The organism is Pseudomonas uvaldensis (genome assembly GCF_021271205.1).
Classification (GTDB): Bacteria; Pseudomonadota; Gammaproteobacteria; order Pseudomonadales; family Pseudomonadaceae; genus Aquipseudomonas; species Aquipseudomonas uvaldensis.
On record NZ_JAIWKS010000016.1, the window covers coordinates 1 to 19980 of the forward strand.

At 60.5% G+C, this 19980-nt stretch carries 21 protein-coding genes; 6 read left to right on the forward strand and 15 right to left on the reverse strand.

Annotated features, from left to right (window positions below; translation table 11 throughout):
* Positions 1-96 precede the first annotated feature (96 nt).
* The 6 genes from msrQ to LCU97_RS25005 all read right to left on the reverse strand — a co-directional run bounded on the left by msrQ (position 97) and on the right by LCU97_RS25005 (position 6079).
* Positions 97-717 carry a protein-methionine-sulfoxide reductase heme-binding subunit MsrQ gene (gene msrQ, locus LCU97_RS24980; protein ID WP_232778037.1) on the reverse strand — a complete coding sequence of 207 codons (621 nt, stop codon included), beginning with the start codon at positions 715-717 and terminating at the stop codon, positions 97-99.
* Positions 717-1733 (reverse strand): protein-methionine-sulfoxide reductase catalytic subunit MsrP, encoded by a 1017-nt coding sequence (gene msrP / locus LCU97_RS24985; protein ID WP_232778038.1) that lies wholly within the window; start codon positions 1731-1733, stop codon positions 717-719. Before msrP ends, msrQ begins: the two co-directional genes overlap by 1 nt.
* Before the next feature lie 75 nt (positions 1734-1808).
* A complete protein-coding gene (gene pssA / locus LCU97_RS24990; RefSeq protein WP_232778039.1) occupies positions 1809-2654 on the reverse strand; it encodes a CDP-diacylglycerol--serine O-phosphatidyltransferase in 846 nt (281 codons plus the stop codon).
* Between the two features lie 144 nt (positions 2655-2798).
* A complete protein-coding gene (gene ilvC / locus LCU97_RS24995; protein ID WP_022641000.1) occupies positions 2799-3815 on the reverse strand; it encodes a ketol-acid reductoisomerase in 1017 nt (338 codons plus the stop codon).
* Positions 3816-3860: 45 nt separating this feature from the next.
* Complete coding sequence (gene ilvN, locus LCU97_RS25000) at positions 3861-4352, reverse strand: acetolactate synthase small subunit (protein WP_003205610.1); 492 nt, start codon at positions 4350-4352, stop codon at positions 3861-3863.
* A 2-nt stretch (positions 4353-4354) separates the two neighbouring features.
* Positions 4355-6079, reverse strand: a complete 1725-nt coding sequence (locus LCU97_RS25005; RefSeq protein WP_053155330.1) for an acetolactate synthase 3 large subunit — start codon at positions 6077-6079, stop codon at positions 4355-4357.
* 401 nt (positions 6080-6480) lie between these two features.
* Between LCU97_RS25005 and LCU97_RS25010 the strand changes: the two genes are divergently transcribed.
* Positions 6481-6906, forward strand: coding sequence for a DUF4124 domain-containing protein (locus LCU97_RS25010; protein WP_053153456.1), 426 nt, complete (start codon positions 6481-6483; stop codon positions 6904-6906).
* A 6-nt stretch (positions 6907-6912) separates the two neighbouring features.
* Here LCU97_RS25010 and LCU97_RS25015 read toward each other — a convergent pair whose 3' ends face one another.
* From LCU97_RS25015 to mrcB, 3 genes are read right to left on the reverse strand one after another with little or no spacing between them, the layout of a single operon-like run.
* Entirely contained in the window at positions 6913-7242 is a 330-nt protein-coding gene (locus LCU97_RS25015; protein ID WP_053153459.1) for a YqcC family protein, read from the reverse strand.
* Positions 7242-7976, reverse strand: a complete 735-nt coding sequence (locus LCU97_RS25020; RefSeq protein WP_232778040.1) for a tetratricopeptide repeat protein — start codon at positions 7974-7976, stop codon at positions 7242-7244. Before LCU97_RS25020 ends, LCU97_RS25015 begins: the two co-directional genes overlap by 1 nt.
* A 16-nt stretch (positions 7977-7992) precedes the next feature.
* Entirely contained in the window at positions 7993-10311 is a 2319-nt protein-coding gene (gene mrcB, locus LCU97_RS25025; RefSeq protein WP_053153464.1) for a penicillin-binding protein 1B, read from the reverse strand.
* Positions 10312-10460: 149 nt separating this feature from the next.
* On the opposite strand from mrcB, the gene LCU97_RS25030 reads away from it, so the two are divergent.
* The 3 genes from LCU97_RS25030 to LCU97_RS25040 all read left to right on the forward strand — a co-directional run bounded on the left by LCU97_RS25030 (position 10461) and on the right by LCU97_RS25040 (position 12940).
* Positions 10461-12017, forward strand: a complete 1557-nt coding sequence (locus LCU97_RS25030; RefSeq protein WP_232778041.1) for a bifunctional aminoglycoside phosphotransferase/ATP-binding protein — start codon at positions 10461-10463, stop codon at positions 12015-12017.
* A gap of 90 nt (positions 12018-12107) precedes the next feature.
* A complete protein-coding gene (locus LCU97_RS25035; protein WP_053153470.1) occupies positions 12108-12449 on the forward strand; it encodes a pentapeptide repeat-containing protein in 342 nt (113 codons plus the stop codon).
* A gap of 218 nt (positions 12450-12667) precedes the next feature.
* Positions 12668-12940 carry a TfoX/Sxy family protein gene (locus tag LCU97_RS25040; RefSeq protein WP_053153473.1) on the forward strand — a complete coding sequence of 91 codons (273 nt, stop codon included), beginning with the start codon at positions 12668-12670 and terminating at the stop codon, positions 12938-12940.
* A 236-nt stretch (positions 12941-13176) separates the two neighbouring features.
* On the opposite strand, the gene LCU97_RS25045 is transcribed toward LCU97_RS25040, so the two are convergent.
* Genes LCU97_RS25045 through LCU97_RS25060 form a run of 4 tightly spaced genes read right to left on the reverse strand, consistent with a single transcriptional unit; the run spans position 13177 to position 16718 of the window.
* Positions 13177-14016: a ChaN family lipoprotein gene (locus LCU97_RS25045; protein ID WP_232778042.1), complete on the reverse strand. Its 840-nt coding sequence runs from the start codon at positions 14014-14016 to the stop codon at positions 13177-13179.
* A gap of 22 nt (positions 14017-14038) precedes the next feature.
* The gene (locus tag LCU97_RS25050) at positions 14039-14806 is read right to left on the reverse strand and encodes a heme ABC transporter ATP-binding protein (protein ID WP_053153478.1); all 768 of its coding nucleotides are present in this window, start codon (positions 14804-14806) and stop codon (positions 14039-14041) included.
* Positions 14806-15789, reverse strand: coding sequence for a FecCD family ABC transporter permease (locus tag LCU97_RS25055; RefSeq protein WP_232778067.1), 984 nt, complete (start codon positions 15787-15789; stop codon positions 14806-14808). Before LCU97_RS25055 ends, LCU97_RS25050 begins: the two co-directional genes overlap by 1 nt.
* A 50-nt stretch (positions 15790-15839) precedes the next feature.
* The gene (locus LCU97_RS25060; protein ID WP_232778043.1) at positions 15840-16718 is read right to left on the reverse strand and encodes a heme/hemin ABC transporter substrate-binding protein; all 879 of its coding nucleotides are present in this window, start codon (positions 16716-16718) and stop codon (positions 15840-15842) included.
* A gap of 189 nt (positions 16719-16907) precedes the next feature.
* Between LCU97_RS25060 and LCU97_RS25065 the strand changes: the two genes are divergently transcribed.
* Positions 16908-17225, forward strand: a complete 318-nt coding sequence (locus LCU97_RS25065) for a Rieske (2Fe-2S) protein (protein WP_053153487.1) — start codon at positions 16908-16910, stop codon at positions 17223-17225.
* Here the strand turns inward: LCU97_RS25065 and sfsA are convergent.
* Both sfsA and LCU97_RS25075 read right to left on the reverse strand, forming a co-directional pair.
* Positions 17181-17936: a DNA/RNA nuclease SfsA gene (gene sfsA / locus LCU97_RS25070; RefSeq protein WP_053153490.1), complete on the reverse strand. Its 756-nt coding sequence runs from the start codon at positions 17934-17936 to the stop codon at positions 17181-17183. The two genes, LCU97_RS25065 and sfsA, sit on opposite strands and share 45 nt — an antisense overlap.
* On the reverse strand, positions 17936-19108 hold the full coding sequence (locus LCU97_RS25075) for a pyridoxal phosphate-dependent aminotransferase (protein ID WP_232778044.1): 1173 nt from the start codon (positions 19106-19108) through the stop codon (positions 17936-17938). Before LCU97_RS25075 ends, sfsA begins: the two co-directional genes overlap by 1 nt.
* Before the next feature lie 338 nt (positions 19109-19446).
* On the opposite strand from LCU97_RS25075, the gene dksA reads away from it, so the two are divergent.
* A complete protein-coding gene (gene dksA, locus LCU97_RS25080) occupies positions 19447-19890 on the forward strand; it encodes an RNA polymerase-binding protein DksA (RefSeq protein ID WP_047698275.1) in 444 nt (147 codons plus the stop codon).
* The last annotated feature ends 90 nt before the right edge of the window (positions 19891-19980 follow it).

Consider the following 19980-nt stretch of genomic DNA (forward strand, 5'->3'; position numbering starts at 1 on the left):
CCTACTTAACTCATTGAATTTCAAGGAGTTTTCCGTTTCGACTGCGCCGGAAGTGGGGCGAATTATAGAGACTCAGAATCTGCCGTCAACCCTTAATTATGCTTTTGTTGAAAAAGGAACCTTGCGCCCCATTAGACGCGGGATCCGACGCATCACCGGCGGAACTCTCAGCACGAGCAGCGAGACGCCTATGCCAGCATAGAGGCTCCACTCCTGAAGGTCCGCCCGTACGATCCACAGCATATGCAGCAACCCAAGCCCCAGGATTGGATAGACCAAACGATGCAACTTTTTCCAGCGTGCGCCCAATCGCCGTTGACTATAGCGGTTGGACGTAAGCGCCAAGGGCAACAAACCGAGAAAGCCAAGCACACCGACGATGATGTAAGGCCGCTTGCTCAACTCGATCCCCAACTGCGACCAGTCGAAACCCAGGATGAAAGCCAGATAGCTGGACAGGTGCAACACCACATAGGCAAAGCACCACAAGCCAAGTTGACGCCGGACCGAGATCCACCCTGCCCACCTCGTCAACTTCTGCAGCGGCGTCATGCTCAAGGTAAGCAGCAAAAGAATAAGCGCCCCCAAACCAAGCCTGTCCACCAACACCTTGCCAGGGTCAGGCCCCAACGCATTGGTCAGCGCCTGATAAAGCCAGAACAGCGGCCAGACGGCCGCTGCCACGAAAACGCCGATTCGCCAAAGTGGAAAACGCATCAGTAGTCCTTCCTCAAGTCCATCCCCGCATAAAGAGAAGCGACCTCGTCCTGATAACCGTTGAACATCAAGGTATCGCGCACGTTGGGACTGAATAGCCCGCTCGGCAAACGACGTTCATGGGCTTGCGTCCAGCGCGGATGATCCACTGTCGGATTGACGTTGGCATAGAAGCCGTACTCATCTGGCGCGATGCTTTGCCATGTCGTTTTGGGCTGTTCGCTGACCAGGCTGATGCGCACAATGGATTTCACACTTTTGAAACCGTATTTCCATGGCACCACCAACCGCAATGGCGCGCCGTTCTGGTTCGGCAACTCGCGTCCATACATACCAACCGCGAGGATGGCCAGCGGATTCATTGCCTCGTCCAGCCGCAGCCCCTCGACATAGGGCCAGTCGATCAAGGCAAAGCCCGAACGCTGCCCGGGCATGACCTTGGGATCCTGCAATGTTTCAAAACGTATGTACCTGGCCTTGGAGGTCGGCTCAACCTGCTTGAGCAAGGCCGAGATGGGGAAACCGATCCAGGGAATGACCATCGACCACGCCTCGACACAGCGCAAGCGATAAATCCGCTCCTCCAGTTGGTAAGGTTTCATGAAGTCTTCCAGAGCATAACGCCCCGGCTTACCCACCTCGCCGTCCACCACAACGCTCCAGGGCTCGGTTTTCAAGGAGCCCGCATTGGCAGCCGGATCCCCCTTGTCGGTCCCGAACTCATAGAAGTTGTTGTAATGGGTCGCGTCCTTGAACGGCGTCACCGACTCATCTTTGACGACGACCGCCCCCCACTGGATAGAGGGCAGTTTATCGGCGAACCAGGACGGCGCCTTGCCGGGCTGTACATCGGGATAACGTGCGGCGTCGGCAGCATATGCCCAGCGTGGCAGGCCACCCATGGCAAGGCCAGCCACCATGGTTGCCCCCAACATTTGACGACGGGACAGATAGTGGGATTCAGGGGTGACATCCGATTCACGGCAATCGGACGACTTGGGGATCTTGATCAACATGACGACTCCGCAGCATTGGAGGGCAGATGTACCAATAGACTGCGGAGTATGGGGGAAATTACATTAAGGCAACGTTTAGCGTCGGCGAAGGCGCAGCAGGTACTGCACCGGCCCGGAAGCGGCATACGCGAGAAACACCAACAGCAGAATCCGTGGCGGATCACTGAAAACCACCGCGAAGACCAGTACCACCGCCAGAATCGCAACGAATGGCACGCGCCCCTTCAGATCCAGCTCCTTGAAACTGTTGTACTTGATGTTGCTGACCATCAGCATACCGGCTGCTGCTACGAGCAACGCCACCAGGAAGGACATTTTCGACCCCTGGATGCCATAGTCGCTGAACGCCCAGACAACCCCAGCCACAACACCTGCCGCAGCCGGACTGGCCAGGCCGATGAAATAGCGTTTGTCAGCCTTGCCAACCTGGGTATTGAAACGCGCCAGACGCAACGCGGCGCCCGCCACATAAATGAAGGCGACCATCCAGCCAACCTTGCCCATGTCTCCCAGCGCCCAACCAAACGCCAGCAATGCCGGGGCCACGCCAAAGGCAACCATGTCGGACAGCGAATCATACTCGGCGCCGAACGCGCTCTGGGTATTGGTCATGCGCGCCACCCGCCCGTCCAGGCCGTCGAGCACCATAGCCACAAAGATAGCAATGGCGGCAAAGGCAAAATAACGACTCGCCCCGGCACTGTCGCCAGCGCTCAATGCAGCCTGGGCGCTCATGGAACTGATGATGGAATAAAAACCGGCGAACAGGTTTGCGGTGGTGAACAGATTCGGCAGCAGATAAATGCCACGATGCCGGACCTTGCGGCCTTCAGCGTCATGACCTTCTTCGACGTGCTCATCGATGGGCAGCATGCTTTCGGCGTCAGAAGCCTGGTTTGGCTCGTCGGGACGTTCGCTCATGGACAGTACCTTGCAACGGTGTGAAAAAATTCGACAGGTGTCTGGGACGACGGTTCGGCCGCAAACGATGCAGCTTTATACCAGAAGCCGTCGCTCAAACGAAAAAACGCGGCCGAGGCCGCGTTTTCCGATCAAGCTCGCGACTCAGTTCTTGGTTTTGTCGACGATCTTGTTGGCGCTGATCCAAGGCATCATCGAGCGCAGTTGCTCGCCGATGATTTCGATACCGTGGGCAGCGTTGTTGCGACGCTTGGCAGTCATCGAAGGATAGCCGGTGGCGCCTTCGCTGATGAACATCTTGGCGTACTCGCCGTCCTGAATACGTTTCAGGGCGTTGCGCATGGCCTGGCGGGACTCGGCGTTGATCACTTCCGGACCGGTCACGTACTCGCCGTACTCGGCGTTGTTGGAGATCGAGTAGTTCATGTTCGCGATGCCGCCTTCGTACATGAGGTCAACGATCAGCTTCAGCTCGTGCAGGCACTCGAAGTAGGCCATTTCTGGAGCATAGCCCGCTTCCACCAGGGTTTCGAAACCGGCCTTGACCAGCTCGACGGTACCGCCGCACAGAACGGCTTGCTCACCGAACAGGTCGGTTTCAGTCTCGTCCTTGAAGGTGGTTTCGATGATGCCGGTACGACCACCGCCGACGCCGGCAGCGTAGGACAGGGCCACGTTCTTGGCGTTGCCCGAAGCGTCCTGGTAGATAGCGATCAGGTCAGGAATACCACCGCCCTTGACGAACTCGGAACGTACGGTGTGGCCCGGAGCTTTCGGCGCGATCATGATCACGTCGAGGTCCGCACGTGGCACAACCTGGTTGTAGTGGATCGAGAAGCCGTGGGAAAAGGCCAGGGTAGCGCCCTTCTTGATGTTCGGTTCGATTTCGTTCTTGTACAGCGCGCCCTGGAACTCGTCCGGGGTCAGGATCATGACGAGGTCGGCGGCGGCAACGGCAGTCGCCACGTCAGCCACTTTCAGGCCATGGGCTTCTGCCTTGGCGACGGTAGCCGAACCTTTGCGCAGACCGACGGTTACGTCGACGCCGGAGTCTTTCAGGTTGCACGCCTGGGCGTGACCCTGGGAACCGTAACCGATGATGGCGACTTTCTTGCCCTGGATGATCGACAGGTCGCAATCTTTATCGTAGAAAACTTTCATGAATTTCCTCTCTATCCGGCCGTTCAGGCCATTCGCTAATTTGGTTTAGATGCTCAGCACTTTGTCGCCACGGGCAATCCCGGTGACGCCACTGCGTACGGTTTCCAGAATCGAGGCAGTGCCAATCGACTGAATGAAGCTGTCGAGCTTGTCGCTGGTACCGGTCAACTGAACGGTATAGACGCTGGCGCTGACATCGACGATCTGCCCACGATAAATATCGGTGGTGCGTTTGATCTCGGCGCGCTGCGCGCCGGTGGCCTTGACCTTGACCAGCATCAGTTCGCGCTCGATGTGAGCACTTTCCGACAGGTCCACGAGCTTGACCACCTCGATCAGCTTGTTCAGGTTCTTGGTGATCTGCTCGATGATTTCATCGTGGCCCACGGTGGTCAGCGTCAGACGCGACAGGGTCGGGTCCTCGGTTGGCGCCACGGTCAGGCTTTCGATGTTGTAGTTGCGCTGCGAGAACAGGCCCACTACACGAGACAGAGCACCCGGTTCGTTTTCCAGAAGCAGGGAAATAATATGTCGCATGATTAGGTACGCTCCGTCTTGCTCAGCCACATATCGCGCATGGAACCGTCTTTGATCTGCATCGGATAGACGTGTTCGCTGGTGTCCACCTGGATATCGAGGAACACCAGGCGGTCCTTCATGGCGAAGGCTTCTTCAAGCCCGGACTTCAAGTCCTTCAGGTCGGTGATGCGGATCCCCACGTGACCATAGGCTTCGACCAATTTGACGAAGTCCGGCAGCGATTCCATGTAGGAATGCGAGTGACGGCTGCCGTAGCTCATGTCCTGCCATTGACGAACCATACCCAGCACGCCGTTGTTCAGGTTGACGATCTTCACCGGCAAACCGTACTGCATACAGGTGGACAGCTCCTGGATATTCATCTGGATACTGCCTTCGCCCGTGACGCAGGCGACGTCGCTATCCGGGAAGCTCAGCTTCACGCCCATGGCCGCCGGAAAACCGAAGCCCATGGTGCCCAGGCCGCCGGAGTTGATCCAGCGGTTGGGTTTGTTGAACTTGTAGTACTGCGCGGCGAACATCTGGTGCTGGCCCACGTCGGAGGTCACGAAGGCGTCGCCCCTGGTCACTTCGCACAGGGTCTCGATCACGGTCTGCGGCTTGATCACGCTGCCATCGCCCTTGTCATAAGGGAACAGGCCACGGTCGCCACGCCATTCGTCAACCTGCTTCCACCAGCTGGCAACGGCCTCCTTGTTCGGGGTCTCGCCGATTTCCTTGAGGATGGCGACCATTTCGGTCAATACGCTTTCCACTGGCCCAACGATCGGCACGTCTGCCTTGATGGTCTTGGAAATGGACGCCGGGTCGATGTCGATATGGATGATCTTCGCGTTCGGGCAGAATTTCGCCGGACCGTTGATGACCCGGTCGTCAAAACGCGCGCCAACGGCCAGGATCACATCCGCATGGTGCATCGCCAGGTTGGCGGTGTAGCTGCCATGCATGCCGAGCATGCCAATGAACTGACGATCGGTGCCCGGGAATGCACCCAGGCCCATCAGCGTATTGGTAACCGGCAGGTTAAGCATCTTCGCCAGTTCGGTCAGCGGCGCGGAGCCACCACCGAGGATCACGCCGCCACCGGAATACAGCACGGGACGTTTGGCCGCCAGCAGCATTTCGGCCGCCTTGCGGATTTGCCCGGAGTGGCCGCGTACGGCCGGGCTGTAGGAACGCAGCTTGGCTTTTTTAGGGAAGACGTATTCGAATTTCTCGGCCGGGTTGGTCATGTCTTTCGGGACATCGACCACCACCGGGCCCGGACGACCGGACTCGGCCAGATAGAAAGCCTTCTTCATGACTTCCGGGATTTCCGAAGCGTGCTTGATCATGAAACTGTGCTTCACGATCGGCCGGGAGATACCGATCATGTCGGTTTCCTGGAACGCATCGGTACCGACCATGGTGCTGGGCACCTGACCGGAGATGATCACCATCGGAATGGAGTCCATGTAGGCAGTAGCGATACCGGTGATGGCGTTCGTGGCGCCAGGGCCGGAAGTCACCAGTACCACGCCGGCCTTGCCGGTGGCACGGGCATAGCCGTCAGCCATGTGGGTTGCCGCTTGCTCGTGACGAACCAGGACGTGGGTCACTTCCGGTTCTTTGAACAGGGCATCGTAGACATGAAGAAGAGCACCACCCGGGTACCCGTAGATATATTTGACGCCTTCGTCACGCAGGAAGCGGACGAGCATCTCACCGCCAGATAAAAGCTCCACGTTGTTCACCTCTAAAACGCCAGAATACCGACCCTCAGGAAAGGGGACGGGTCTTAATAGGTTTACTTCTCGGCAGAGCATGAGCGACGGTGGTCGCCGACTACGTCAGCACTGACTGAGCAAGTATTGGGATCGTCCCAAGTGTTGCGGGCCTTTCCCACCCAGCGCGAGGTAACGCGTTGCGGGTGTAACAGGTCGACGCGGATATGCGCCTCATGATCTGCCGAGTGGGTCTGCTTCTGGCAGTCCCTCTACAGCGGACTTTGGATTCTTCTGTTTCGCCTTCTGCAAGTCAAGTCGTCTATGTGCTTTATTCAAGTAAGCGCATGAGAACGCAAGAAAAAACCTTTAAACGGCAACTGTGTTAGCTTCAATTGCGCAACCCAAGACAAGGAAACAGCATGCGAACGTTATTGTTGACCGCCGGCCTGCTGGTCGGCATGAGCCCGATGTGCATGGCCGGCCAGGTCTACAAGTGGGTGGACGCCCAAGGTGTCACTCACTTCGGCTCTCAGCCCCCTCAAGGCACGGAAGCCACCACCGTGATCAAATCCGCTGCGCCGCCCGCTGGCAAACCGCCAGCGCCCCCTTCCGGCGGCACCATTGGCGATCAGAAGGCCATCGACCAGGACGTGAAGAAACAGGTCGCCGAGCAGGAAGCCCAGCTCAAGGTCTTCTGCGAACAGGCCCGGACCAATCTGGCGCAGCTGCAGAACAATCCCAGGCTGCGCGAAGAGGTGGAAGGGGAAATGCGCCGCCTTACGGACGAAGAACGGAGCCAGCGTATCGACGAAACGCGCAAGCAGATCGAAGAACACTGCCAGTGATGGCGATCAGCTGACCTCTGCGATCAATTGGTCGAACTGCGCCAGCAACCGCTGCAGTTCGATGCCCTGCCCTGGCCGCTGGGCATAGACCATCTCGGCCATGGCCAGGATGCCCGAGGCATTGGGCAATGGCAGGTCGTTTTCCAGGATGGCTTTCATGCGAGGCAGGAAAATCCACTGCAGCCACTGCTCGAAATCCAGGGTGTCGACCGCGAACGGCTCGACGCTGGCCAGCGCTTCGTCCGAAGGCGAAACGCTGCTCCACCACCCCTGAACCCGTAGCTCTCGCTCGATCAGCAGCAACTGATCGGCGATCCGAGGGAAGCGAACGTCCATCAGAGCGAAACCTTGGCCTTCTGACGGGCCAGCGCCGCGCCAGCGGAATCGCCCTGCTTCTCGCGAGCCTGGGCGATCAATTCCCACAGGCTGGCCTGAAGTGCCGGACGGCCACTGGTGAATGTCAGGCCACGACGGGCCAGTTGCTCGGCTTGTGGCGCATCGCCCTGGGCCAGACGCACCTGGGCCAGGCGATAAAGAACCTGGGGTTCACGAGGCGCAACGCGTTGCGCACGCTCCAGGCTCGACGAAGCACCGTTGAGGTCGCCACCGGCCTGTTGTTGCTGGGCCGTGGTCAGGAGGGCCAATACCGGTCCGTCCAGTTGTTCATCCGCGGACAAACCGCCGCTGCTGGACGGAGCAATGCTGCCGGGCGTCGACGGCATGCTGTAGCTGCCCTGGTCGATTGGCGAACCACTGACAGGTCCGGGTGTAATCGGACCCGACGTGACCGGCCCCGGCGTGATCGGCTGGCTACTGATCGGAGCCGAAGTGGCGGCGCCGCCACCCGGTACCATGACCACGACGCCGGAATCCCCCTGAGGAATCGCCTGGGCCTGCCCCTGCACCGGGCGTTTTATCGTCGTCTGCCGGAAACCGCCACTGGCGGAGACTCGCTCGCTATTGGAAACCGCCGTGCCGGCATCCACCACCGGAATCGAACCACGTTGTACGGTGGAGCAACCACTGAGCAAAGCCACGGCAGTCAACGCTGGAATCAACCACTTATTCACTTGAAACCCTCTTTGCTTAATTCATCCAGTCCTTGACCCAATCCATCACCGATTCGGCGGGATTCGTACTGCCACAGGCGGCACCGGGTGGCGGTTCGCTGCCGCGAATATACGGCATCTGCACCGCTCCCGGACAATTGGCGTCAGAGCCCTGTCCGGTACGGGAATCTACCCAGGCCTGAACGATGTTGTCCGGTTGCGGCATGTCCAGCGGCAACGGGTCGGCCTTGCGCATGAAACTGGTCCAGACTTGCAACGCGCCGGTGGCACCGGTGAATGGCGTCTTGCCGTTGTCATCACGGCCAAGCCAGACCACAGCCAGCAGGTCCTGGCTGAAACCTGCGAACCAGCTATCGCGCGAGTCATTACTGGTACCGGTCTTGCCTGCCAACGACAGAGTCCGGGGCAACACGTTATAAACCGAACTGCCGGTGCCTTCACGCATGACACGTTGCATGGCGTTCTGGATCAGATAAATGGAAGCCGGATCGAAGCGCTGCTGGATCTGGAACGGGTAACGCTTGAGTGGCTCGCCGTCCGCGGTAAGCACGCTGCGAATGCCGCGCATCGGCGTATTGAAGCCGCCGTTGGCCAGCGTCTGGTACATGGCCGCCACTTCAATTGGCGTGAGGCCGCCGGCGCCCAGCAACATTGATGGGAAGGCCGGCAGTTCGCGATTGACACCCAGGCGAGCCAGGGTCTTGAGCACGTTCGGCACACCGACTTCCATTCCCAGGCGCGCGGTCGACAGGTTGTAGGAATGCGCCAGCCCCTGGTACAGAAACACCGTGCCATGAGTACGGCGGTCATAGTTTTGCGGTTTCCAGACCTGGCCGTCTGCCCCTTTTACCGAGAACGCCTCGTCGGACAGCCAACTGGTCAAGGTGTACTGGCTCGGTTTTTCCAGAGCCGTGAGGTATACCGCCGGCTTGATCAGCGAACCAATCGGACGCACCGCATCCAGCGCCCGGTTGAATCCGGCAAAGCTGGCCTGGCGACTGCCGATCATGGCCTGCACCTCCCCCGTTTCGGGGTTGGTCACTACCATCGCGGCCTCGACCTCGTCCGCGCCCTTGCGGCCACCCAATCGCTTGAAGGTATCTTCGACCGACGCTTCGGCCTTCATCTGCAGGATCGGGTCGAAACTGGTGAAGATACGCAGGCCTTCTTCGGTCAGGTCTTCATCGCGGTAGTCCTCACGCAACTGACGTTTGACCAGATCAAGGAAACCGGGAAACGAGCTATCCGCCAGGCTGCCGCGCTTGGTCACGCCCAATGGCATTTTCTTGGCCGCCTCGACTTGCTCGGCCGTCGCCACGCCCTGTTGCTGCAACAGATCGAGCACCAGGTTGCGCCGTTCCAGGGCACGCTCGGGGTTGCGGCGCGGGTTATAGGAAGAAGGTCCCTTGACCATGCCCACCAGCAATGCCACCTGGTGCAGCTTGAGCTCGGACAGGGGCTGGCTGAAGAAGAACTGGCTGGCGAGACCGAAACCGTGCACCGCCCGCTGGCCATCCTGGCCGATGAACACCTCATTGAGGTACGCCTCGAGGATCTCCTGCTTGTCGTAATGCAACTCCAACAGCAACGCCATCATGGCTTCAGTGAGCTTGCGAGTGAGGCTGCGCTCGTTGGTCAGGTAGAAATTCTTGACCAGCTGTTGGGTCAGGGTACTGCCGCCCTGGCGCATGTGGCCTGACGATGTGTTGACCCAGACAGCCCGGGCAATCGACTTGGGCGAAACGCCAAAGTGGTGATAGAAATCGCGGTCCTCTACGGCGATCAGCGTGTCGATCAGGAACGGTGGCACCTGGTCGAGCTTGATCAGGATCCGGTCTTCCAGATTCTTGGGGTACAGGCCACCAATCAGCAGGGGCTCGAGGCGCACCACCGAGAGATTCGCATTCTTGGCGCCGGTCAGCGCAGCCACATAATCGCCGGAAAAACGCACGCGCACCGATTGCGCCTGCTCCATGCCTTCATAGAACTGGAAGCCACGGGTATTGAGATCGACGGTATTGCCGTTGACGGAGGCCGCGCCCGGCCCGTTGGCCACGCTCTCGCGGCGGTAGCCCAAGGCATCGAGCTCGGTGAGGAAATCGTCACGGCTCAGTTTCTGGCCGACGAACAGCTCCAGGGGGCGTGCATAGACCTTGGCCGGAATCATCCAGCGTTTGCCGGAGAATTTTTCCTGGACAATGGCATCGAGGTAGACGGCAAAACCGACGAGCACGACAAGGCCCACCAGGCTCAGTTTAAGGGCCCAGCCCAACCAGGGCCGCAGGCGGCTGGCGGGTGGTTTCTTTGGGGTACGGGGGGATCGGGTACGAGTCATGGCGGCGGATTATACGCACTTTGCGACGGTTCAACATGAGCCTGCAAAACGGCCTGACAGAACGGAGCGTCCAGCCTCTGCGGTTTGCGTTAGCGCCGCTTGCAGCCATAATGACGGCCTTGAATTTTCCAGACTCTGAAGGATCGCCTGTGAGCCAGTCCCTGATCGCTGCCCTGCAAAACCCGGCCCTCTTCCCCCACCCCGTCGAAGGGTTCCAGGTCATCGAAACCCACATTTCCTGGGTCTTGCTCACCGGCCCTTACGCCTACAAATTCAAAAAGCCGGTCAACTTCGGTTTCCTCGACTTCACCGACCTCGAGGCCCGCAAGCATTTCTGCGGTGAAGAACTACGCCTGAACCAGCGCCTGACCCAGGATCTTTATCTGGAAGTGCTGCCGGTGACCGGCAGCATCGACGCCCCACAATTGGGCGGTGATGGCCCGGCCATCGAATACGCCCTGAAGATGCGCCAGTTCCCGCAGAGCCAACTGCTCAGCACCTTGCAGGCCAATGGCGAACTGACTACGGCCCACATTGACGAGATGGCCGAGCAGATTGCCCGCTTCCACCTTTCTACGCCCAAGGTCCCCGCCGAGAACGAGGCCGGCACTCCCGACAGCGTGATGGCACCGGTTCGGCAGAACTTCGAACAGATCCGCCCGTTTCTCAGTGACAAAGCTGACCTGGCTCAGCTCGAAGCATTGCAAGCGTGGGCCGAAAGCAGCTTCGAACGCCTCAAGCCACTGTTCACCCAACGCAAGGCCGAAGGTTTCATCCGTGAATGCCACGGTGACATCCACCTGGGCAACGCCACCGTGATCGACGGCAAAGTGGTGATTTTCGACTGCATCGAATTCAACGAGCCGTTCCGCTTCACCGACGTTTACGCCGACACAGGGTTCCTGGCCATGGACCTGGAGGACCGCGGCCTCAAATCATTGGCCCGGCGCTTCGTCAGCCAGTACCTGGAGCTGACCGGCGATTACCAGGGCCTGGAACTGCTGAACTTCTATAAGGCCTACCGTGCCCTGGTCCGAGCCAAGATCGCGCTGTTCAGCATGCCGGCCGAAGCCGACCCTGTGCAGCGAGCCACTACCCTGCGCCAATACCGCAACTATGCCAACCTGGCCGAAAGCTACAGCACCATTCCTTCACCGTTCCTGGCCATTACCCATGGTGTTTCGGCGGTGGGCAAAAGCCATGTCGCGATGCGCCTGGTGGAGGCGCTGGGCGCGATTCGCCTGCGTTCGGATGTAGAGCGCAAGCGTCTGTTCGGCGAGCAACAGGTGCCGAACGACCCACAGGCCGGCATTTATAGCAGCAACGCCAGCAGCGCCACGTATGCACGCCTGCATGAAATCGCCGGCGCCATCCTGCGCGCAGGGTTTGCGGTGGTCATCGATGCCACCTACCTCAAACATGACCAGCGCGACGCGGCCGCGAAAATCGCCGAAGCGACAGGCGCCCCGTTCCTGATTCTGGCCTGTGAAGCACCGCAAGCGGTCATCGAAAGCCGCCTGGCGCAGCGTCAGGCAGACCGTAAAGACCCGTCCGACGCAAACCTGGCCGTGATCGCCACCCAACAGGCCAGCCGCGAGCCTCTGACGCCGGAGGAAATCCTGTGCAGCAAGCCGGTCCAGACCAATGAAAGCGAGACACTCGACGAGGTCGTCGCGCAGATTCGCCAGCGCCTCCCTGGCCTGTAAACCACTATCAGGCCGTGAAGCGACGCCCGGCTTCACGGCCAACAACTGGTGGCACTATACTGGCGTCATAAAACCAACAGGTGCTATGACATGAGCCATCCCAAGCTTCTCAATACCCCGCTTTATGCCTTGCTGCGCAAAGACGACATCGCGGGCTTCAACAGCGAACGCCCCCAAGGCCCGGTCGACATGCGTGGCGGCGACTTTCGTGGCCTGGATCTGCGGGAGCTGAACGTGGACGACGTCGACTTTACTGACGCGTACTTCCGCTCCGCCGACTTGCGCGGCGTCGATTTTCGCAAATCCAAACTGGAAGGCGCGAGTCTGGCCCACGCGCAGATATCCGGCGCTTATTTCCCGCCGGAACTGTCCGCCGACGAGATCCTCATGTCGATGAACTTCGGCACCCGGTTGCGTTACCGCACCCGCTGATGGCCCCGCTGATGGCGTAAGTACGACTGAGCACCACTGTCTCCAGCGCCCCCGCTCGCGCTGGACACAGGCATGCCGATGCGTGCCGCGCCATGTCGTGCGTTGTGCCTTAGAAGCTTTTGCGACGATTGCGACCAAAGAATCACGCTTTTCCTACTGAGCGCTACACTCCTGAAAAGCTTGCCCACTGCAACAGTCGGCCGTCGCAAGGAGGCTCGATGAATGATGAATTGCAACATCTGAAAAACCTGGGCAAGACATCGGCCCAGTGGCTACACGCCGTAGGCATCCACAGTGCTTCCGATCTGCGTCGGCTCGGAGCGGTCGACGCCTACCGCGCCGTGCGTACTCGTGGATTCCGGGCATCGAAAGTATTGTTATACGCCATCGAAGGCGCCTTGATGGATGTGCACTGGAACGACATCCCCGCCGAACGCAAGGAAGCCCTGAATCAACAGTTGGATGCCATTTCCACGCGCAACAAAGCCTGACAACACCCGTTACCTGACGATGCGTGACAACCGCCTTGGAGTATTTCAAGGTTTCGTTAAAAGAAAGTTTGACTTGGTAATGAGAATCGCTATGATTACCACATCCGGTCGCGAGACTGGCCGATATTTGAACAGCCCTTGGTTCGGACTCTCAGATATCTCCTCATCAGGCTAATCACGGTTATTCGACCCGGCTTTTGCCGGGTCTTTTTTTGCCCGCAGGACCGGCGCTCACCCTACCCCCCACGCATCTGAGCGCAATAATCCACCGCTGGCTTGGCTGGCGTGTACCACACGTAATCCGCCATGGCCGACGTTACCTCGCTGCCCTCCTCCGCCAGCATCAGGACTCGTGGCGCTTCTGACGCACCGAGATCCAATGTGTGCAGCGGCACGCCAACGTCCTTGCGTCCATGCCAGGCGCCAGCCAATAACAAGGCGGGCTTCGGCGCCTCCAGCAATCGCTCGGCCATACGCCGGTCACGCTGTTGCTGGACAGCCAGCATGGCCGGCATTTTCGACGCTGGCAGCAGACCGCAATGCGAGTCCCTGATCTGCCCCAGCAGTTGATCCTTCACGGTCGCCGCATTGGAGCGAGCCCCCGTGAGGCCCGATGACTGCCGGTAAAATCGCTGGATCTCGACGGTATCCAGGTTGGCAGCCAGGAGCGGATAGGGTTGTACCAGGGCAAATGTGATAACCGGCCCATACAGGGTCCAGTCCCAACCCGGCGACCAACCCAGCGCGGCAGGCAGATCCTGCGGCAAGACCGGCAACCGGCGGACCGCGTCGACCCGAGGTTGCTGCTCCGGCGTCAGCATTTCCAGCAACAGACTGCCTTGGCTCCGTTGCTCTTCCAGGGCCTGGAGCAACCACAATTGCAAGGCGTGATGATCCTGATTGTCGTGTTGTTCGCCCACGATCAGCCGCGGAGCCTTTGCCAACTGCTCGACCAGCGCCTGGGGCGTGACGGCCCTGCCGGTGTGCAAATCGCGAATACGCCCGGTGATCGGGGGCGGCGAGAAGCTCTGGCAAGCGGTCAGTAGGCTCAGGAACAAGATCAGGATCAGGCGCACAGCGTCATCCTCATTGAGCCCTTCAACGGGCGATGATCAATGGGTGTCCGCGCTCCGGATGGGGTTGCACCAGCACTTCAAGACCGAACACCGCCTTGAGCGGTTCCGGGCGCAGCACGTGTTGCGGTGTGTCCAGCGCCACCGGCCGGCCGGACGCAAGCAGCAACAGGCGATCACAGTAGCGTGCCGCCAGGTTCAGGTCATGCAGAATCACCAGCACGGCGCCGCCTCGATCTGCAAAATCACGCACCGCTTGCAGGATCGTATGTTGATGCAACGGATCGAGCATTGAAGTCGGTTCGTCCAGTAGCAAAGTCTGTCCTGCTTCCCCCGGCCATAATTGCGCAAGTACCCGCGCCAAGTGAACTCTCTGACGCTCGCCCCCCGACAACGCCAGGTAACTGCGACCCTGCAGATGCGCAGCGTCTGCGGCTTGCAGGGCCGAGGCCACGATTTGCTCATCTCGCGCACGACCGCTTTGATGCGGCAGACGCCCCATGCCGACGACTTCTTCCACGCGAAACGCAAAATCCAGGGTCGAGGATTGTGGCAACACCGCGAGGCGACGGGCGCGTTGGGCGCCGTCCCACTGGGCCAGCGGCCTCTCATCGAGCCATACCTGTCCCTGGGTTGGGCGCAACTCACCACACAGGCCCGCCAGCAAGGTGCTTTTGCCGGCACCATTGGGTCCAAGCACACCGAGCACTTCGCCGGAATTGAGCGCCAGATCAACGTCCGCCAGCACCGTTTTCCGACCACGGTGAATGTGCAGGCTCTGCGCTCGCAACATCAGGCACGCCCTCGCAGCAATAAATAAAGAAAGAACGGCGCTCCGATGAACGCCGTGACAATGCCGATCGGCAGCTCCGCCGGGGCCAGTGCCAGCCGCGCCACCAGATCGGCGAACAGCAGCAGGCTTCCCCCCGCCAGCACGGAGGCTGGCAGCAGGACGCGGTGGTCGGGACCGGCCATCAGCCTTACCAGGTGGGGCACCACCAGCCCGACAAAGCCGATCATGCCCGCCGCCGCTACCGCAGCGCCGACGCCCAGGGCGGTGCAAAACACCAGTTCACGCTTGAGCTGTTCGACATCGACACCCAAGTGCGCGGCCTCGGACTCACCCAGCAACAGCGCGTTGAGGGCCCGGGCCCGCCGTGGCAGCCACAGCGACACACCAGCGCTGACCAGCAGCAACGGCCATAAGCGCGCATAACTGGCACCGTTGAGACTGCCCAGGTTCCAGAACGTCAGCGTGCGCAGGGTTGCGTCATCTGCCAGATAGGTGAACAGCCCGACCGCGGCCCCGGACAATGCAGTGAGGGCTATACCGGCCAGGAGCATGGTGGCGACATGGGTCTGACCGTTGCGTCGTCCCAGGCGATAGACCAATGCCGTGACCCCGAGCCCACCAAGGAATGCACACAGCGACAGCAGGTAAGGGCCGAACCCTTCGGGCAGCCCGCCCAACGCGGTCCCGCCGACGATGGCGAACGCCGCGCCCAGTGCAGCGCCGCTGGAAACGCCCACCAGGCCCGGGTCCGCCAGCGGGTTGCGGAACAGGCCTTGCATCGCCACGCCGGACAACGCCAACACGCCGCCTGTCGCCAGGCCCAACAGCGTGCGCGGCAAACGTATCTGGCCAAGGATCAGTTCGGCCTGTTCCAGATTGTCGGCGGCCACCGGCAAGCCCGACAGGCGTAACGCCGCGCGTGCAGTATCGAGCAAAGGCAGGCTCACCGGGCCCAGGGCCAGGGACAACCAGATCGCCAACAGACACAGCAGCCCCAGGCCGATAAACAACGTGCGCGGCTTGACCAAGGGCGTCATGGCGCACTGACCGTCTCATTCGGGTAAAACCGGGCCGTCAGGGCCGCCAGGCTTTGGGGCAAGCGAGGCCCCAGACCGCCCACCAGCAAGGTTGGATCAAGTTCCACGACACGCCCGTCCCGGGCGGCTCTGGTCGAGGCCAGAATCGGGTTTTCCTTGAACAGTGCCGCACGGGCCGCTTTGCCACTCAAGGCGCGGTCGGCGAATACCAGCACTTCGGGATCCAGTCCGGCCAGGGCTTCCATGGAAAAAGGTTTGTAACCGCTGTGGGACGCCAGATTGCGGCCACCGGCCTGTTGCAGCAGCCAATCGGCGGCCGTGTCTTTGCCTGCGATCAGCGGCTTGCCGCCCGCGTTCCCCAGCACCAGCAACACGCCGGGCGCCTGTCGCTTCAACTGGGCTTGCGCCACTCGCGCCTTTTGCCGGACGAGCTGCTGTTGGAAATGCTCGAACAACTGCGCGGCCTTCGCGTCAGCCCCCAGCAAGCGGCCCAGGTGCGCTAGATTGTCTTGAAGCGTTGATAAGTCGGGCGTGGCCGAGAACAGTTCCACCTGTACCCCGGCACTGCGAATCTGCGATAACACCGGCGGCGGCCCCATTTCTTCAGTGCCCACCAGGATCTGTGGACGCAGGCTCAGCACACCTTCCGCCGACAGTTGTCGCTGATAGCCGATACTGGGCAAGGCCCGAAGGGATTCAGGATGCTGGCTGGTGGAGTCAACCCCTACCAGCTTCGATTCCCCACCCAGGGCGCTGACCCACTCCGACAATGCCCCACCGGCACTGACCCAGCGTTGCGGCAATTCGGTCGAGCCGGCCTCCTGGCTGGCCAGCAATGCGACACAAAGTGCGACAACGCGGATATTCAGGCGCATCAGGCAGCTTCCTCATACGATGTTGTTCACAGGAGCGGGCATTGACCCGCCATGCCAAGTATCCTCGACGACCTGCGAAGGAGGCGCCATTTGATAATTGTTTTCATTTGACCGTCAAGCGTGGACATTCAGAACCTATATGCAAGCTGGCTCCCTACAGCCTGCTGCGTCGGGCTATTGAGGATCTACATGAAATTTCTGTGTACCAATACAGATTTGCCTGACAACGGCAGTCGTGGTTTCGACATCGAGGGGCGCAAGGTGCTGGCCGTGCGTCGTGCGGGTCAGGTGTATGCCTATCTCAACCGCTGCCCTCATCGCGGCGTGCCGCTGGAATGGCAACCGGACCAGTTCCTCGACGCCAGCGCCAGCCTGATCCAATGCGCAACCCATGGCGCGCTGTTCCTCATCGAAAGCGGCGAGTGCGTGGCCGGCCCCTGTTCCGGTCAGTTCCTGGCCGCCCTAGAGAGCCGGGAGGACGAGCGAGGCATCTGGGTTGAGCTGTAGCGGCTCAAGCAGAACCGGCAGCGCGCGGTCCACCCACATCTGCTGGGGCGTCAACGTGACACCATAGGCCAGCACTTCCACGCCTGCCGCCACCGCCTCGCGTAACGCGGCCGCATAGAACGGATCGATTTCCTCGGCGGGACGCACGGCGTCGATGCCACTCAGGTTGACGCAATACAGCTGTACCGCACGCACGCCTTGTCGAGCCAGACAGGCCAGCTCCCTCAGGTGCCTGGCGCCGCGCTGGGTCACGGCATCGGGAAACGCGGCGACATTCGTCCCCTCGAAGCCCAGCGTGACGCTCTTGACCTCGACCCAGGCCGAGCCGTGATCGTAATCCAGGCGAAAATCGATACGGCTGTTCTCCACACCATAGGCCACCTCACGCTTCAAGCCGGTGAAGCCGTTCAGCTCAGTGATCACCCCGGCGCGCAACGCCTCTTCGATCAAGGTATTGGCCCGCGCCGTATTGATGCAGGCCAGCCGTCCGTGAGGCGTCTCGCCTATTTCCCAAGTGCCGGGCAGCTTGCGCTTGGGGTCGCTGGAGCGACTGAACCAGACGCGCGCGCCTTCGGCCATGCAATTGAGCATCGAACCCGTGTTCGGGCAGTGAATGGTCAGGTGCTCGCCATCGACGGTTTCGATATCGGCGAGAAAACGCTTGTAGCGCCGGATCAGTCGACCTGCTTCCAACTCAGGAGAAAATCGCATCAGCCTTGCCAGCTCCGCAGCCCGCGGGCAATGCGCTCCACCGCTTCCTGGAGCCGTGGCAGGCTCTGGGTATAGGCGAAACGCACATGATGCCCGGCCTGATGACGCCCGAAGTCCAGCCCTGGCGTGAACGCCACGTGTTCGGTTTCCAGGAAATGCTGGCAGAAGGCAAACGCATCGCCGCCGAACGCACGGATATCAGCGTACAGATAAAACGCACCTTGCGGCTCGACCGCAATGCCGAAACCCAGCTCACGCAAGGCCGGCAGCAGGAAGTCGCGGCGCAATGCGAACTCGGCCCGACGCTGCTCGAAAATCTCGATAGTGGCCGGCTCGAAGCAGGCCAGCGCCGCATGCTGAGCCATGCTGGGTGCACTGATGTAAAGGTTCTGCGCCAGCTTTTCCAGCTCACCGACCGCAGCCGAAGGGGCCACCAGCCAGCCCAGCCGCCAACCGGTCATGCCGAAATACTTGGAAAAACTGTTCAGGACAAAGGCCTCGTCATCGACTTCCAGCACGCTGGCGGCATCGGTGCCGTAGGTCAGGCCGTGGTAGATCTCGTCCACCACCAGATGGCCATTGTGCCCCTTGATGGCCGTGGACAGCCCGGCGAGCTCGTCCCGGGTGAGGATCGTCCCGGTAGGGTTGGCCGGCGAAGCCACCAATGCGCCAACGCTACCCTGGTCCCAGTGACGGTTCACCAGGTCCGGTGTCAGCTGGTAACGCACCTCCGGGCCTACCGGCACCAGCTGCGCCGCGCCCTCCACCAACCGCAGGAAGTGACGATTGCAAGGGTAACCAGGGTCGGCCAACAGCCAGTGCTTGCCCGGATCCACCAACAAGGCACTGGCCAGCAACAACGCACCGGACCCGCCCGGAGTGACCAGGATGCGCCGGGGATCGATCTCGACCCCATAGCGCTGCCCATAGAACCGGGCGATGGCCTCGCGCAGCTCGGGAATTCCGCGGGCTGCGGTGTAGCGGGTCTTGCCCGCCGCCAGCGCGGCCTGACCGGCTTGGATGATCGGCGCAGCCGTGGTGAAGTCCGGCTCGCCGATCTCCAAGTGGATGACATCGTGTCCGGCGGCCTGCAGCTCGTTGGCGCGGGCCAGCAGCGCCATGACATGGAAAGGTTCGATGGCGCGGCTGCGCGCACTGTAGGGCTGGGCCATGGGCCTTCCTTCGCGTAAAAAGAACCGATTCTACCCAACTCGTAAACGCGTGCGGGAACGAGCATCGATTCAAAAGGGTCTGAGCCGTTGGATTGCAGGAAATGACTCCGGCGATTGACCCAGGCTTGACTAGAATCAAGCATTGAGCAGGATGACAGTTCCACCGGAGCGAACCCGAGCGTGCCTCACAAAGCCCCGCCCGCCGCAGGCTCGACAACCGGGAGTAGCGCGGCCCGATTCGATCTGGTAAGTTCGCCCGCTTGCAGCCGCAGGGCCGGCAGGTGTCGGTGATGGAGCAATCCTGCGTAGTGGATTACAAGAGTAGAGGCGGTCCATTCATGCCCACCCAAGCAAAGCAGAATCAAAACCAGTCGCTCAGCGGGTTTGAGCCTTATGTCCCCAAAGAGGGCGAAGAGTACATGGGCGCCCCCATGCGCGCTCACTTCACCAAGATCCTGAACAAGTGGAAGCAGGACTTGATGCAGGAAGTCGACCGCACCGTGGACCATATGAAAGACGAAGCGGCCAACTTCCCCGATCCGGCCGACCGTGCCAGCCAGGAAGAAGAATTCAGCCTCGAACTGCGTGCCCGTGACCGTGAACGCAAGTTGATCAAGAAGATCGACAAGACGTTGCAACTGATCGAAGACGAAGAATACGGCTGGTGCGAATCCTGCGGCATCGAAATCGGTATCCGCCGACTGGAAGCCCGACCGACCGCCGACCTGTGCATCGACTGCAAGACACTGGCGGAAATCAAGGAAAAACAAGTCGGCAAATAATCGCCGGGCTGTAATAAAAAACGGAGCGTCCACACGCTCCGTTTTTTGTTTGCGAAACTGTCCCCCTGTAGGAGCGAGCCTGCTCGCGAT

What these genes read in the sequence shown, in the direction of transcription:
- msrQ (WP_232778037.1), bottom strand. Translation starts at nt 717, where the DNA reads ATGCGTTTTCCACTTTGGCGAATCGGCGTTTTCGTGGCAGCGGCCGTC.
- LCU97_RS25035 (WP_053153470.1), top strand. Translation starts at nt 12,108, where the DNA reads ATGAGCCATCCCAAGCTTCTCAATACCCCGCTTTATGCCTTGCTGCGC.
- pssA (WP_232778039.1), bottom strand. Translation starts at nt 2,654, where the DNA reads ATGAGCGAACGTCCCGACGAGCCAAACCAGGCTTCTGACGCCGAAAGC.
- LCU97_RS25040 (WP_053153473.1), top strand. Translation starts at nt 12,668, where the DNA reads ATGAATGATGAATTGCAACATCTGAAAAACCTGGGCAAGACATCGGCC.
- ilvC (WP_022641000.1), bottom strand. Translation starts at nt 3,815, where the DNA reads ATGAAAGTTTTCTACGATAAAGATTGCGACCTGTCGATCATCCAGGGC.
- LCU97_RS25065 (WP_053153487.1), top strand. Translation starts at nt 16,908, where the DNA reads ATGAAATTTCTGTGTACCAATACAGATTTGCCTGACAACGGCAGTCGT.
- LCU97_RS25050 (WP_053153478.1), bottom strand. Translation starts at nt 14,806, where the DNA reads ATGTTGCGAGCGCAGAGCCTGCACATTCACCGTGGTCGGAAAACGGTG.
- LCU97_RS25010 (WP_053153456.1), top strand. Translation starts at nt 6,481, where the DNA reads ATGCGAACGTTATTGTTGACCGCCGGCCTGCTGGTCGGCATGAGCCCG.
- LCU97_RS25015 (WP_053153459.1), bottom strand. Translation starts at nt 7,242, where the DNA reads ATGGACGTTCGCTTCCCTCGGATCGCCGATCAGTTGCTGCTGATCGAG.
- mrcB (WP_053153464.1), bottom strand. Translation starts at nt 10,311, where the DNA reads ATGACTCGTACCCGATCCCCCCGTACCCCAAAGAAACCACCCGCCAGC.
- LCU97_RS25075 (WP_232778044.1), bottom strand. Translation starts at nt 19,108, where the DNA reads ATGGCCCAGCCCTACAGTGCGCGCAGCCGCGCCATCGAACCTTTCCAT.
- LCU97_RS25060 (WP_232778043.1), bottom strand. Translation starts at nt 16,718, where the DNA reads ATGCGCCTGAATATCCGCGTTGTCGCACTTTGTGTCGCATTGCTGGCC.
- dksA (WP_047698275.1), top strand. Translation starts at nt 19,447, where the DNA reads ATGCCCACCCAAGCAAAGCAGAATCAAAACCAGTCGCTCAGCGGGTTT.
- ilvN (WP_003205610.1), bottom strand. Translation starts at nt 4,352, where the DNA reads ATGCGACATATTATTTCCCTGCTTCTGGAAAACGAACCGGGTGCTCTG.
- msrP (WP_232778038.1), bottom strand. Translation starts at nt 1,733, where the DNA reads ATGTTGATCAAGATCCCCAAGTCGTCCGATTGCCGTGAATCGGATGTC.
- sfsA (WP_053153490.1), bottom strand. Translation starts at nt 17,936, where the DNA reads ATGCGATTTTCTCCTGAGTTGGAAGCAGGTCGACTGATCCGGCGCTAC.